This window comes from Ensifer sp. 22460 (assembly GCF_052044935.1).
Taxonomy (GTDB): Bacteria; Pseudomonadota; Alphaproteobacteria; order Rhizobiales; family Rhizobiaceae; genus Ensifer.
Genome location: NZ_JBQENZ010000006.1, coordinates 1 through 13,283 on the forward strand (window position 1 = coordinate 1; position 13,283 = coordinate 13,283).

Below are 13,283 nucleotides of genomic sequence, written 5' to 3' on the forward strand. Positions count from 1 at the left end.
GCGGCGATCGCCTTTTCCAGATTGTCGGCTTCCGTCACCAGGTTGAAGGAATAACGCAGGCACATGGCAAAGGAGGCGATCATCGCGATCGGGTTGGCAATGCCCTTGCCGGCAATGTCGGGGGCCGAGCCATGCACCGGCTCGTAGAGCGCCTTGCGCTTGCCGGTCACCGCATCCGGGGCACCGAGCGAGGCCGACGGCAGCATGCCGAGCGAGCCGGTCAGCATGGCGGCGACGTCCGACAGCATGTCGCCGAACAGGTTGTCGGTGACGATGACGTCGAACTGCTTGGGCTGGCGCACCAGCTGCATGCCGCCGGCATCGGCCAGCATGTGCTCGAGCTGCACGTCAGAATATTTCGCCTTGTGGGTCTCGGTCACCACCTGGTTCCACAAGACGCCCGACTTCATGACGTTGCGCTTTTCCATCGAGCAGACGCGGTTCTGCCGCGTGCGCGCCAGTTCGAAGGCGACGCCGGCGATGCGTTCGATCTCGTAGGTGTCGTAGACCTGGGTGTCGATGCCACGCTTCTGGCCGTTGCCGAGATCGATGATTTCCTTCGGTTCACCGAAATAGACGCCACCGGTCAGTTCGCGCACGATCAGGATGTCGAGGCCTTCGACGAGTTCCGGTTTCAGCGACGAGGCGGCAGCCAGCGCCGGGTAGCAGATCGCCGGGCGCAGGTTGGCGAACAGTTCGAGATCCTTGCGCAGGCGCAGCAGGCCGGCTTCCGGACGCACCTCGTAGGGCACCGCATCCCACTTCGGGCCACCGACGGCGCCAAACAGCACCGCATCGGCGGCCAGCGCCTTCTTCATGTCCGCTTCCGAGATCGCCTGGCCATGGGCGTCATAGGCCGAACCGCCGACCAGGCCCTCGTCGGTCACGAAGCCGGCTGAAAGCTCGGCATTCATGTAGGCGATGATTTTGCGGACTTCCGCCATGGCTTCCGGGCCGATGCCGTCGCCGGGGAGGATGAAAAGTTTGCGGGCCATTTTCGGCACTCCTGTTTCAGTTTGAATTCAAAGCGGCCTTGCCGCGTTGGTGATAATGCGGATCGGCACTATGACGCCGCGCGTCGCCCGATTTCCGGCACTGGCCGCGCGCCTTCGATCTGCCCGATGCGCTCGCGCAGCGTGTTGGCGATGGCGTGCGAGACCGGGGCAACGGCGATCTCGAGGTTGGCCCTGCCGCCGTCCACCTCGACTGCAAGCTTCGAAACGCTGACGCCGAGCCGGCGAACGATATCAAGCAGCCGGGAGACGATGTTTTCCAGATCGCCGCTTTCGACGGTGTAACGCATGGTGTCGGTCATGCTGCCACCTTCGGCCAGGGCCGCTGCTCAGGACGCATCGTCTCGAATGCGCTTGCGAGGCGCAGGACGCCGATATCGTCAAAGGACTGGCCGATGATCTGCAGCCCGATCGGCAGGCCGCCAGCGGTAAAGCCACAGTTGATCGAGATCGCCGGCTGTCCGCCCATGTTGACGGCGACGGTGAAGGCGATGTGTTCGAATGGCTTCTGTGGGTCGTTGACCGGCGAGGCCCATTCGGCTGGATAGGATGCTGTGGGCGCGGTCGGCGACAGGATGAAATCGAAGCCGGTGAGTGCGGTGTGCAGCGCATTGCGCATTGCCTCGATCTGGGCGAAGCCGGTATAGACCTCGCGGCCCGAGAAATTCTCTGCCGTTTTGATCCAGTCGAAGATGTAGGGCAGGATCTGCGCCTGCCGTTCCGGTGCCAGACGCGACACGTCTTCCCAGCCGCGAGCACGCCAGAAGCGGTCGAGACCATCGATCATTTCGCGCGTGAGGAATGGGCCGACCGGTTCGATGATCGCGCCGGCATCGGTGAAAAGCCTGGCAGCCCGTTTGACCGCGTGTTCCGTTTCTTGCGTGACCGCCTGGCCGAAGCCGGCATCGAGCCAGAGGCCGATTTTCAAGCCCCTGACATTGCGGTCAAGATCGAGCCAGGGGATGTCGGCATAGGGCAGGGCCATCGTGTCGCGAGCATCCGGCTTCGACAGCACCGACATGTAAAGCGCGGTATCGGCAACCGTCCGGGTCATCGGCCCTGCGACGCGGCCGATAAAGGGCGGATTGATCGGGACACGGCCGGCAGATGGTTTGAGACCAACAACGCCGCACCAGCCGGCCGGCAGGCGGACCGAGCCACCGATATCCGTGCCGATGTGAAGGGGACCATAGCCGGCGGCGGCTGCAGCGCCTGCACCGGCGCTGGAGCCGCCGGGATTGGCCGAGAGGTCCCACGGATTGCGGGCGAGCTTGTGGAAACTGGAAAGGCCGGAGGAAAGCATGCCGTAATCAGGCATGGTGGTCTTGGCGAGAAGAATGCCGCCCGCCTCGCGGGTGCGGGCTGCCGGCGGCGCGTCGGCGGCGGCTGGTGTGAGCGACACGGCGGCGCAGCCGAGCGGCACGGCGGTGCCCTTGGTCGCGATATTCTCCTTGATCGTCACGGGCACGCCATCGATCGCGCCGAGCGGTTCGCCCTTCACCCAGCGCGCTTCCGATGCCTTGGCGCTTTCGCGCGCCGCGTCCGGGTCATAGGCCCAGAGCGCGTTGAGTTTCGGCTCCGAGGCGTCGATCCGCGCGATGACCGCGTCGGTGACCTCGACGGGAGAGAGCTTTTTCGAGCGGTATGCCTCGACAAGGTCGACGGCGGAGAAATCGGCGAGTTCGGACATGGCGTAATTCCTGCAGGTATGAGCAATTCCGGGGAACTGCAGAGCTTGGGGCTCTAGGCAAAATGACAGCGGGCGGACCAGGCCGGCTTCACCGGCTTGGCCTCAGGCGTACGGGTCAGACAGATCTCCTGCCTCACCGGACAGACGGCGGCATAGGCGCAGCCGGCTGCGGTCGTTGCGGTATGGACGGGCGTCTGCGGGGGGCCGTCGGAACGTAACCGCTTGCGGCGCCCGGAAAAGGGCTTCGGCACGGCTGCGACTAGCGCCTGGGTGTAGGGATGTCGCGGGTTGTCGAAGACTTCGTTCGTCGGCCCTTCCTCGACGATCCGGCCGAGATGCATGACGGCGACCCGGTCGGTGATGGCGCGGACCACGCCGAGATCATGGCTGATGAACAGGTAGGAAAGGCCGAGCTTTTCCTGCAGGTCCATCATCAGGTTCAGCACCTGCGCCTGGATCGACACGTCAAGCGCCGAAACCGGCTCGTCGGCGACGATCAACGCCGGCCGCGTGATCAGCGCGCGGGCAATGGCGATGCGCTGGCGCTGGCCGCCGGAGAATTCGTGCGGGTATTTGTCGGCCGATGCGAGCGGCAGCCCAACCGCCTCCAGCACCTCGGCGATGCGCCGGTTGCGCTCGGCGGTGCCGGTCCCGCCTTCCAGCGAGACGATCGGCTCGGAAATGATCGTGCGGACCGTATGGCGCGGATCGAGCGAGCCGTAGGGATCCTGGAAGATCGCCTGGAATCCCTTGCGTGCCTCGCGCAAGCCCGCCCGGTCGAGCGCGTAGATGTTCGTGCCGGCGATATTGACCTCGCCCGATTGCGGTCGCTCCAGTCCCATCACCGCGCGCGCCAGCGTCGATTTGCCGGAGCCGCTTTCGCCGACGATGCCAAGGCTCTGGCCGGCGGCGAGTTCGATGCTGACGCCATGGAGCACGCGCAGGCGGCTGTGTTTCGAGAAGATCGACGGGCGTGGCAGATCGTATTCGCGCACCAGATCGGTGGTCTTGAGAATGGTCTCGCTCACGGTGCCACCATCCTTTCGCGGGGATGAAAGCAGGCCGCGCGATGCTGCACATTTCCATCGGTATTGATCAGGTCCAGCGTCGGGATCGCGCGGCGGCAATCCGGCTGCGCGAAGGAACAGCGCTCGGCGAAGGAACAGTAGGCTGGCCGGCCAAAGGGATCAGGCACGATGCCGGGGATGGCGTTCAGCCGCGGCCGCCCTTCGCCCGCGCGACGTGGCGCGAGGGCTGCGCCATGCGGCGAGGCGGCAAAGAGGCCGCGCGCATAGGGATGCGCCATGCGGGCGAAGACATCGTCCGTGCGCCCGGTCTCGATGATGCGGCCTGCATACATGACGGCGATGCGGTCGGTCATTTCGGAGACGACGCCGAGATCGTGGGTGATCAGCATCAGCGCCGTGCCGGTGTCTTCGATGAGTTCGTCAAGCAGGTCGAGGATCTGCGCCTGCACCGTCACGTCGAGCGCGGTCGTCGGCTCGTCGGCAATCAAAAGGTCCGGCTCGCAGGCAATCGCCATGGCGATCATCACGCGCTGCCTCTGGCCGCCCGAGAGCTGGTGCGGGTAGAGATCCAGATCGAAGCGCGGCGCCGGCAGGCCGACACGGTCGAGAAGCGCGCGCGCCTTCGTTTCGGCATCGGCTTTGGTTTCGCCGAGATGCAGCCGCCGTCCCTCTGCGATTTGTGCGCCGATCGACTTCACCGGGTTCAGCGCCGTCATCGGCTCCTGAAAAATCATCGCGACGCGTCGACCGCGATAGCCGCAGTACTCGGCCTCGGCCAAGCCAGCGAGATTGCGGCCGTCGAACAAAAGCTCGCCGCGCACCCGCATGCGCTGCGGCAACAGGCCCATCACGGCGAGTGCGGTCATCGACTTGCCGCTGCCGGATTCGCCGACGATGCCGAGGCGCTCGCCGCGGTTGAGCTCGAGATCGATGTCGCAGACGATATCGACCTGGCTCTTGCCCGCCGAGAGTTCGACCGACATGCCGGCCATGTGAAGCAAGGGTTTCGTCATCGTTGCCGCCTCACGCGCGGGTCGAGAATGTCGCGCAGACCGTCGCCAAGCAGGTTGAGGCCGAGCACCGCGAAAGTGATCGCCAGGCCCGGGAAGATCGCAAGCCACGGCGCCTGGTAGATGAAGGTCTGGGCGTCGTTCAGCATCTTGCCCCAGCTCGGCATCGGCGGTTGCGTGCCGAGGCCGACATAGGAAAGCCCGGCCTCGGCGACGATCGCCAGTGCGAACTGGATCGTCACCTGCACCAGCAGCACGTGGTTGATGTTGGGCAGAATGTGCAAAAGCGTGATCGCCACGTCGCCGCGGCCGGCGCAGCGCGCCGCCTGCACATATTCGCGCTTCCACAGGCCCATCGAGGCACCGCGGGTGACGCGGGCAAAGACGGGGATGTTGAAGATGCCGATCGCGATCATCGCGTTGGTTGCGCCAGGCCCAAAGATGGCGGTGATGATCACGGCAGTCAGAAGCGCGGGGAAGGCGAAAGCAAGGTCGCTCATGCGCATGACCAGACCATCGACCCAGCCGCCACGTGCGGCAGCCCAGGCGCCGAGTGGCACACCGATGCCGGCGCCGACCAAGACGGCGACGATCGAAACTGAGATCGAATTGCGGGCGCCGACCATGATCATCGACAGGATGTCGCGACCGAAATTGTCGGTGCCGAACCAATGGGCAAGGCTCGGTCCCTGTAGCTTGTCGCGGAAGTTCATCGCGGTCGGCGAATAGGGCGTCCAGGCAAAGGAGACGAGCGCCATGGCCACGAGGATCAGGGTGACGGTGGCACCGATCGTCAGGCTGCGGCTGCCGATGAGCTTGGAGATCACGCCGGGCTCCGCGGCGACTGTAGAGTTCGACATCAGTGACCTCCCCGCGAAAGCCGCGGATCCAGGTAGCCGTAGACCAGATCGACAAGGAAATTGATGCTGATGACGGAGGCCGCAAGCAGCGTCACCAGCGTCTGCACCGTCACGAGATCGCGCTGGGCGATCGCCTGGAAGACGAGGCGGCCGACGCCCGGCAGGTTGAAGACGTTTTCGATGATGATCGTGCCGGCGAGCAGAAAGGAAAACTGCAGGCCGATGATGGTGACGACCGGGATCAGCGCGTTTGGCACCGCGTGTTTCCATAGGGCGCCCGAACGGCTCAGCCCCTTGGCGCGCGCCGTGCGGATGAAATCCTCGCCGAGCGTTTCGATGACCGCGGAGCGGGTCACGCGTGCGAGAATGGCGGCAAGCGGCAGGCCGAGCGCGAAGGCCGGAAGGATCAGTGAATGCAGGCCGTTCCAGAAACCGCCTTCCCAGCCGGCAAAACCTGAAGCCGGGAACCAGGCGAGCTTCAGCGCGAAGAGCAGGATGAAGAGCAGCGCCAGCCAGAAGTTCGGGATCGCGACGCCGACCTGGGCGATGCCCATGACGACGGTGTCGCCGGTCTTGCCGCGATTGGCGGCGGCATAGACGCCGATGGCGATGGCGACGACGACGGAGATCGCCATGGAGAGCAGGGCCAGCGGCAGCGTCACGAGGATGCGGGGCCCGAGCAGTTCGCGGATCGGCACCGAATAGGTGAGGCTCGTGCCGAAATCGCCGACGACGAAGCCGCCGATCCAGTGGAGGTAGCGGATCCAGATCGGCTGATCGAGGCCGAGCTGCCGGTGCAGCGCCGCGATCGCGTCGGCGTCGGCATTCATGCCGAGCATCAGCACGGCGGGGTCGCCGGGCAGCACCTGCATCAGCAGAAAGACGATGACTGAAGCGGCAAGCGTCGTCAGAATGAGCGACACGAGGCGACCGCCGATAAAGGAAATCACATCAACCTCCCGGAAAGAGCGAGCGTTGACCGGCGCCGGGTGTGCCGGTCAACGCGTGATCTGCCTCCGCCCCTCGTCAAAGGGGCGGATGCCAATCCTCAGTTTTCCCAATAGGTCTGGGTCTGGTCGTCGGCCGGAACCGGCATGTTCTTCCAGAGACCCTTCACCTTCTTGTTCCAGACGCCGATCTTCGGCAACGCGTAGAGGAAGACGTTCGGCTCGTCGGCCGCCAGCTTGCGCTGGAGCTGGCCTGCGAGGTCCAGCTGCTCGGCTTCGGTCGAAGCGAGCGTGAAGGACTTGTAGAGCGCCTTGTAGTCGGAGTTCTGGTAGTTGAAGTAGTACTTGTCGCGGGCATAGATATCGAGGTCGCGGGCCTCGGCATGGGCGATGATCGTCGCGTCGAAATCCGAATTCTTGAACACCTGGTCGAGCCATTGCGCGAATTCGATCGGCACGAGGTTCACCTTGACGCCGACTTCGCTGAGCATCGCCGCGATGATCTCGCCGCCACGCCGGGCATAGGCCGGCGGCGGCAGCATGATGGTGATCTCAAGGCCTTGGACTCCCGCTTCTTGCAACAGCTGCTGCGCCTTGCCCGGATCATAGGGGTAGGTCTCGTTCAGGTCGACATAGCCGGGCTCGACCGGCGAATAATGCGAGCCGATCGTCGTTCCGAAGCCGGAATAGGTGCCTTCGACTAGCGCCTTGCGGTCGATCGCATAGGCGAGCGCCTGGCGAACCCGCACGTCGTCGAACGGCTTGCGGGCATTGTTGAGCGCGAGCACCACCTTGCCCGAGGTGCTGCCGACCTCGACCTGCAGGTTCGGATCGCTCTGGAACTGGCTGACGAGTTCTGCGGCCTGGAACATCGGGAAGGCATCGACATTGCCGGCGAGAACGGCGGCAGCGGCAGCCGAGGGATCGCTGATGAACTTGAAGGTCACTTCGCTGAGCTTGGCCGGCTCACCCCAATAGTCGGCGTTCTTTTCGAGCACCACCTTGTCGCCCTTCGCCCACTCCTTGAATTTGAACGGGCCGGTGCCGACAGGCTTGGTCTTGTTGTCCGCCGCCGCCGACGGCGCGATCATGACCGCATCGCCCCAGGCCATGTTGAAGAGGAAATTGGAGGCCGGGCGCTTCAGCGTCACGACCGCCGTCGCCGGGTCCGGGCATTCGGTCTTTTCGATCGGCTCGAACAGGCCTTTCTGCGCGTTGGTCGAATCGGCCCCGACCGCGCGTTCATAGGAGAACTTGACGACCGAGCAGTCGAACGGCGTGCCGTCGTGGAACTTGACGCCCTGGCGAAGCTTGAAGCTGTAGGTCTTCTGGTCGTCGGAGACCGTCCAGCTCTCGGCGAGCAGCGGCTTGACGCTGCCATCCTCGACAACACGCACGAGACCTTCGAAAAGGTTGCCGTAGGTGATGTAGCGGATCGGTGCGGCGGCACCGGCGGTCGGGTCGAGGCCCGGCGGCTCCAGCACCTGGCCGACGGTGATCGTATCCTTGGCCATCGCCGTCGTCAGCGACGCGGCGATGAAGCATGAGGCAAGTGCCCATTTCGTCAAATTCAGCATGGTTCCCCCGCTTTGCGGTTTCGTTGTTTATGGTCCCAGTAGTCAGATCGAAGCAATCAGATCGATCGGCCGCCGTCGACGTCGAGCGCGACGCCAGTGATCATCGATGCCTGTGGCGAGGCGACGAAGGCGGCGGCTTCGGCGAGATCCTCGGGCTTCAACAGGCGCCCGAGCGGAATGGAGTCGCGGAACTTCTTGCGGACTTCCTCGGTGTCCTCGCCCATGAAGGTCGAAAGCAGCGGCGTTTCGCCGGCGACCGGATTGAGCGCGACGACGCGGATGTTGAACGGCGCGAGCTCGATCGCCAGCGCCTTGGTGGCGGAGACCACCCAGCCCTTGGTCGCATTGTACCAGGCAAGGTTCGGCCGCGGCCGGTTGGCGCCGGTCGACGCGATGTTGACGATCACGCCCGACTTGTTTTCCTTCATGTGCGGCAGCAGCGCCCGCGTCATCAGGTAGACGCCGCGCACGTTGACGCCGAGGATCCGGTCGAACTCATCCGGCTCGACCAGTTCGGCGTTCTGCGGCTTGTGGCCGATGCCGGCATTGTTGATCAGGATATCGACGCGTCCGAATTTCTCGAGGCCTGCAGCAACGGCTGCCTCGACATCCGCTTGTTTGGCAATATCAGCGACCACGGCAAAGGCATTGCCGCCGAGTTCGTTCGCCACGCGCTCGGCGCCCTTGGCATCGCGATCGACGACGATGACCTTGGCGCCGCCTTCGATGAAGCGCTTCGCAATGCCCTCACCGAAGCCGGAGCCCGCGCCGGTGATAAGAGCGACTTTACCTTCCAGTGACATTTTGTTGTTCCTCCCGAGGGGACTTAGATCAAGGGTTAGAGCGGGATGCGGGCGGAAAACCGCGCACACTTTCCTCATCCGGCTCTAGCCGTGGTAGACAGAAATGGTTTTCATGCTGGCAAAGCCGTAGAGGGCCTCAAAGCCCTTCTCGCGGCCATGGCCGGATTTCTTGACGCCGCCGAAAGGCAGCTCGACGCCACCACCGGCGCCGTAATTGTTGATGAAGACCTGGCCGGCGTGAACGGCACGCGCCATCCGCAACTGCCTACCGCCGTCATTGGTCCAGACGCCGCAGACGAGGCCATAGGCGGTGCCGTTGGCGAGCCGGATGGCTTCGTCCTCGCCGTCGAACGGCATGATCACCTGCACCGGGCCGAAGATTTCTTCCTGTACCGTGCGATGGTCGTGCGGCACGTCGCGCAAAAGCGTCGGCGCGACATACGCGCCCTCGGTGGGCGCATCGGCAACGATCTCGCCGCGCGCCGCCACTTTCAGGCCATCCTTTGCGGCATCGGCGAGGAAGCCTTCGATGATGGCCTTTTGCCGCTGCGAGACGACCGGGCCGACGGAGAGATCGGCGCCCGCCGGGCCGACCTTCAGCGCGCGGTACCGTTCGCTCATGCGCGCGACAACCTCCTCGTAGACGGCTCGTTCCACGAGGATGCGCGAGGAGGCCGAGCAGGTCTGGCCGGCATTCTGGATGCCGGCGTTCACCAGGAAGGGAACGGCGCGATCGAGGTCCGCATCGGCGAAGACGATCTGGGCCGACTTGCCGCCGAGTTCCAGCGTCACCGGCACCGCGTTCTTCGCGGCTGCCGCCTGCACCATTTCGCCTGTCCGGACCGAACCGGTAAAGGAGATGTGGTTGACGTCAGGATGTTCGGAAAGCGCGGCGCCTGCCTCCGAGCCGAAACCGGTGACGATGTTGAGCGCGCCCGATGGCAAGCCTTCTTCTTCGGCGATGCGGGCAAATTCGAGGATCGTCAGGCACGCCTCTTCGGCCGGCTTGACCACGGCCGCGTTGCCCATGGCAAGTGCTGCACCGAGGCTGCGGCCGAGGATCTGCATCGGGTAGTTCCAGGGAATGATGTGGCCCGTCACCCCATGCGGCTCATAGACCGTCAGAACGGTGAAACCGTTCTGATACGGGATGGTATCGCCGTGCACCTTGTCGGCGGCGCCGCCGTAGAATTCAAGGTAACGGGCAAGCGCCACGACGTCGGCGCGCGCCTGCGTCACGGGTTTGCCGACATCGCGCGCCTCGAGCTCGGTCAGAAGATCGATGTTGCGCAGCACTGCAGCCGATATCCGGGTCAATACCCGGCCGCGCTCGGTCGGCGTCATCCGACCCCAGTCACCGGAGAGAGCCGCGCGCGCGGAGCGCACTGCGAGGTCGATGTCGTCCCGGGTCCCCCGGGCGATGCGCGCGAACTCCTGGCCGTTTGAGGGATCCCGGACAGTGATGAATTCGCCGCCCGCTGCGTCCTGCCAGTTGTTCGCGATGAAATTGCCGTAGGTCTTCACGTCATGCCTCTTTGTCAGTCTCGCGCGCCTCAAGGAGCGCTTTCAATCTCGTTGCCGTCGCGTTGATATGGGCGCGTGCCAGCTTCTCGGCCTCGTCGAGGTTTCGTGCCGCGATCGCCTCGACGATCAGCCCGTGCTCGGCGACCGCGGTGCTCGCGCGTTCGCTGGACAGCGAAAAGGCGGGCGCAAAGACCTGCGAGGTCATACGCAGAAGCGGTCCGAGCGGTGCGAGCGATGTGTTGCGCGAGGCGGCGACGATCGCCTCGTGAAAGATCACGTTGGACTGGGTGTAGGCGGCGGGATCCCAGTTCTCGACAGTCTTGCGCTGGCGCTCCACCTGCTTTGCCAGATCCTTGATCTCGGCGGTGGTGGCACGCTCGGCGGCGTTGCGGGCAGCCACGCCGTCCATCGCTTCGCGCACCGCGTAGGCGTCGAGAAGCTTCGGCAGGTCGGCGGTTGCGACCCTGACACCGCTGCCCGGCTTGTTGACCACCAGCCCGTCGCGCTCGAGCACCCGCAACGCTTCGCGCAGCGGCGTACGGCTGATTCCGAATTCGGCGGCGATCCGCTCCTGGCGCAGCGTCGCGCCCGGCGCATAGACGCCGGCATAGATGCGTTCGCGAAGTGCCTGAGCTACTTCGTCAAGAAGGCGCGATTGGCTTCGCCATTCGAAGGATTGGTTCATCGATCCCTCCCAAGATCGAGGTAAATTGTATCCAGGATACAGAAGATGTCAATCGGCGGCCTGCGCGAGTTCCGCTTTGTGCAAGTACTTCCGCTCTCCCGCTCTCCCGCACGCCCGACTGGCCGCCGGCCGGGTCCTAGCCGTCAAAGCGATCGCAAGACGAGGTGACCGTTTGCCGGCTCATGTTTCGACCTGACCCCAAAATTTGACGGTTGTCGGTTTGCGGCTCCCGTCTGCGGATAGAAGGCGGCCACTGACGTTCCACTGGAGCGTTATTCAGCCAAAGGAGAGGCGATGCATCACGAAGTTGCGCCTGGCCCCGGCGTTGCGCCACCTTCGGAGGACGCGACGCCGGTCGAGCCTGAAATCGTGACCGTGGACATTGGCGGAGTGCCGACCGTAGTCGAAGTCGTGCCGCTCTATCGCGTCGAGGTTCCGACCTATTCCGCAGTCCCACAGATTGCCGAATATCTGGCGCTTTCGACCCTTGGCACCTTCCATGAACGGCGTGGCGGATGGTTCGATCGCGCCACCGCTCGCGAGCGCGTTGACGTGCCCGTCCTACCTGTTTCAATTAGCAGCGGGTATGGTGGGAGGCTGGCCGTGCAGATACTGGATTGGATTGCGATTATCCTGTTCCTCGTAACCTGGGTGGGATTGGAGCCGATGATGGCGCTTGGCTGGCCGCGCCGGACAGACAGCCTGATGCTCGACATGGTGCGTATCAGGCGGGCCTGGATGCGCGAGGTCCTGACACGGGATACCAATTTCATCGGCGATGCCGCCATCCTCGGTCACACGATCAACTCGGCCTCGTTTTTCGGTTCGGCCAATCTCATCGTCATCGTCGCCATGAGCAGTGCGCTTTTCATCCAGCCGACGGCAGGTCTTCAGGCGGGGATTTTCAGCATCCCATCCGGCGGAGAGCGGTCGAGGAACGCAGTCTGGACCTATGAAAGCCCGCATGCGGCGGTGGCCGCCATCAAAGATCGGTTGGCATTCTATCCGGACAGGGTGGATTCGATTGAAGAGATCCGGCCCTAAAGCGCGTCGCGATCTTTCAGATTCGCTCCTTGCGCTTTAAGTTCTTGATATTTCGCATGTCGTTGTCGCAAAATCGCAGCGCACTTTTGCGCGACAGGCTTTGGCCGCGAGGTCACTCGCTCCGGACCCGGAACGTTTCGCGCACCGCCCTCAGGAATTCTGCCACTTTCGGCAGATCACCCAGCTGCTGATGGTAGAGATAGTAGAGGTGTGTGGCTGGTCCGGACCATTCGGCAAGGACCGGAACGAGCCGCCCGGTGGTGACACCATCGGCGGCGAGCGCGTCGCTCAGCATACCGATGCCGAGACCCTCGGCGATCAGGCGCTCTCCGATCGCCGGATCGTCGACGACGATCGAGGGTGGGCGCTCAAGCGTGAAATGCCGGTTGCCGTCGGAGAGCACCCAGTGGGCCAGTTCCCGCCGCATCCGGGTCCGGTGCGCCACAAGCGCGACATGCATCAGGTCCTCGGGTGACGAGAGCGATAACCCGTCGCAGTAGGCCGGCGCGGCGTAGAGCCGCTGTTCGATCGTTCCGATCTTTCGGTAGATCATCTCGCTGTCGACCGGCTCGCCCATTCTCAGCGCCACATCGACGCTTTCTCCGATCAGATCGACATTGTTGTGTGCCGTCTGCAGATCGACCTGAACCGCCGGGCAAAGCTCCGCATAGCGCTTCAGGATCGGCGGTAGGAAGGTGCGGGCAAAGGCGACGGATGTGGCGACCCGCAGTCGCCCGCGGGCGGCGCCATCGGCGGGCCGGAAACCCGCAATGCCGCGATCGATGAGCTCTACGGCCCCGCCGATCGACTCGAGCAGGTGCTTGCCCGCCTCGGTCAGGGAGACCCGGCGCGTGGAGCGCAGCAGCAGCGCGACGCCAAGCGCGGTTTCAAGCTCAGCCAAGCGCCGGCTAACCGTGCTTGGCGGAAGGTGCAGGCGAAGTGCTGCGGCTGAGAAACTCTCGGTGCGGGCGACCTCGAGGAAGATCCTGAGGTTATTGAGATCGGGAGACTGGGGGGATTTCATGCGTTTCCGGAACAATCACTTCCATGATCGCAGGATAATCGACGGAGAGTTGAATTGATAGCTTCGTCGCATCCAATC

Annotated in this window: 13 protein-coding genes and 1 pseudogene; 2 read left to right on the plus strand and 12 right to left on the minus strand. The window is 64.2% G+C overall.

Translation table 11 applies throughout. The annotated features are described in order from the left end of the window. From leuB to ACTJKM_RS08920, 11 genes are all read right to left on the minus strand, one after another. Positions 1-995 (minus strand): 3-isopropylmalate dehydrogenase (gene leuB, locus ACTJKM_RS08870; protein ID WP_440660206.1); only part of this gene is annotated, 995 nt, incomplete at its 3' end. A gap of 68 nt (positions 996-1,063) precedes the next feature. Then, positions 1,064-1,315, minus strand: a complete 252-nt coding sequence (locus ACTJKM_RS08875; protein WP_058322742.1) for a hypothetical protein — start codon at positions 1,313-1,315, stop codon at positions 1,064-1,066. Beyond that, complete coding sequence (locus ACTJKM_RS08880) at positions 1,312-2,703, minus strand: amidase (RefSeq protein WP_440660208.1); 1,392 nt, start codon at positions 2,701-2,703, stop codon at positions 1,312-1,314. Before ACTJKM_RS08880 ends, ACTJKM_RS08875 begins: the two co-directional genes overlap by 4 nt. Before the next feature lie 53 nt (positions 2,704-2,756). After that, positions 2,757-3,731 (minus strand): ABC transporter ATP-binding protein, encoded by a 975-nt coding sequence (locus ACTJKM_RS08885; RefSeq protein WP_082663748.1) that lies wholly within the window; start codon positions 3,729-3,731, stop codon positions 2,757-2,759. Beyond that, positions 3,728-4,744: an ABC transporter ATP-binding protein gene (locus tag ACTJKM_RS08890; RefSeq protein ID WP_058329649.1), complete on the minus strand. Its 1,017-nt coding sequence runs from the start codon at positions 4,742-4,744 to the stop codon at positions 3,728-3,730. Before ACTJKM_RS08890 ends, ACTJKM_RS08885 begins: the two co-directional genes overlap by 4 nt. Then, positions 4,741-5,601 (minus strand): ABC transporter permease, encoded by an 861-nt coding sequence (locus tag ACTJKM_RS08895; protein ID WP_058329650.1) that lies wholly within the window; start codon positions 5,599-5,601, stop codon positions 4,741-4,743. Before ACTJKM_RS08895 ends, ACTJKM_RS08890 begins: the two co-directional genes overlap by 4 nt. Further along, on the minus strand, positions 5,601-6,551 hold the full coding sequence (locus ACTJKM_RS08900) for an ABC transporter permease (RefSeq protein ID WP_058329651.1): 951 nt from the start codon (positions 6,549-6,551) through the stop codon (positions 5,601-5,603). The genes ACTJKM_RS08895 and ACTJKM_RS08900 overlap by 1 nt, the downstream gene beginning before the upstream one ends. Positions 6,552-6,649: 98 nt before the next feature. Further along, positions 6,650-8,125: an ABC transporter substrate-binding protein gene (locus tag ACTJKM_RS08905; RefSeq protein ID WP_058322745.1), complete on the minus strand. Its 1,476-nt coding sequence runs from the start codon at positions 8,123-8,125 to the stop codon at positions 6,650-6,652. A gap of 56 nt (positions 8,126-8,181) precedes the next feature. Beyond that, on the minus strand, positions 8,182-8,928 hold the full coding sequence (locus ACTJKM_RS08910) for an SDR family oxidoreductase (protein WP_058329653.1): 747 nt from the start codon (positions 8,926-8,928) through the stop codon (positions 8,182-8,184). Positions 8,929-9,012: 84 nt separating this feature from the next. Further along, positions 9,013-10,452 (minus strand): aldehyde dehydrogenase family protein, encoded by a 1,440-nt coding sequence (locus tag ACTJKM_RS08915; protein ID WP_113399382.1) that lies wholly within the window; start codon positions 10,450-10,452, stop codon positions 9,013-9,015. 1 nt (position 10,453) lies between these two features. Continuing rightward, the gene (locus tag ACTJKM_RS08920) at positions 10,454-11,137 is read right to left on the minus strand and encodes a GntR family transcriptional regulator (RefSeq protein ID WP_057251983.1); all 684 of its coding nucleotides are present in this window, start codon (positions 11,135-11,137) and stop codon (positions 10,454-10,456) included. Between the two features lie 312 nt (positions 11,138-11,449). Here ACTJKM_RS08920 and ACTJKM_RS08925 point away from each other — a divergent pair. Then, positions 11,450-11,650 (plus strand): annotated as a pseudogene (locus ACTJKM_RS08925) (hypothetical protein); the annotation flags it as partial. A 153-nt stretch (positions 11,651-11,803) separates the two neighbouring features. Beyond that, positions 11,804-12,181 carry a DUF599 family protein gene (locus tag ACTJKM_RS08930; protein ID WP_440660301.1) on the plus strand — a complete coding sequence of 126 codons (378 nt, stop codon included), beginning with the start codon at positions 11,804-11,806 and terminating at the stop codon, positions 12,179-12,181. 112 nt (positions 12,182-12,293) lie between these two features. Here the strand turns inward: ACTJKM_RS08930 and ACTJKM_RS08935 are convergent, their stop codons facing one another. Beyond that, on the minus strand, positions 12,294-13,205 hold the full coding sequence (locus ACTJKM_RS08935) for a LysR family transcriptional regulator (protein ID WP_058329655.1): 912 nt from the start codon (positions 13,203-13,205) through the stop codon (positions 12,294-12,296). Positions 13,206-13,283 lie beyond the last annotated feature (78 nt).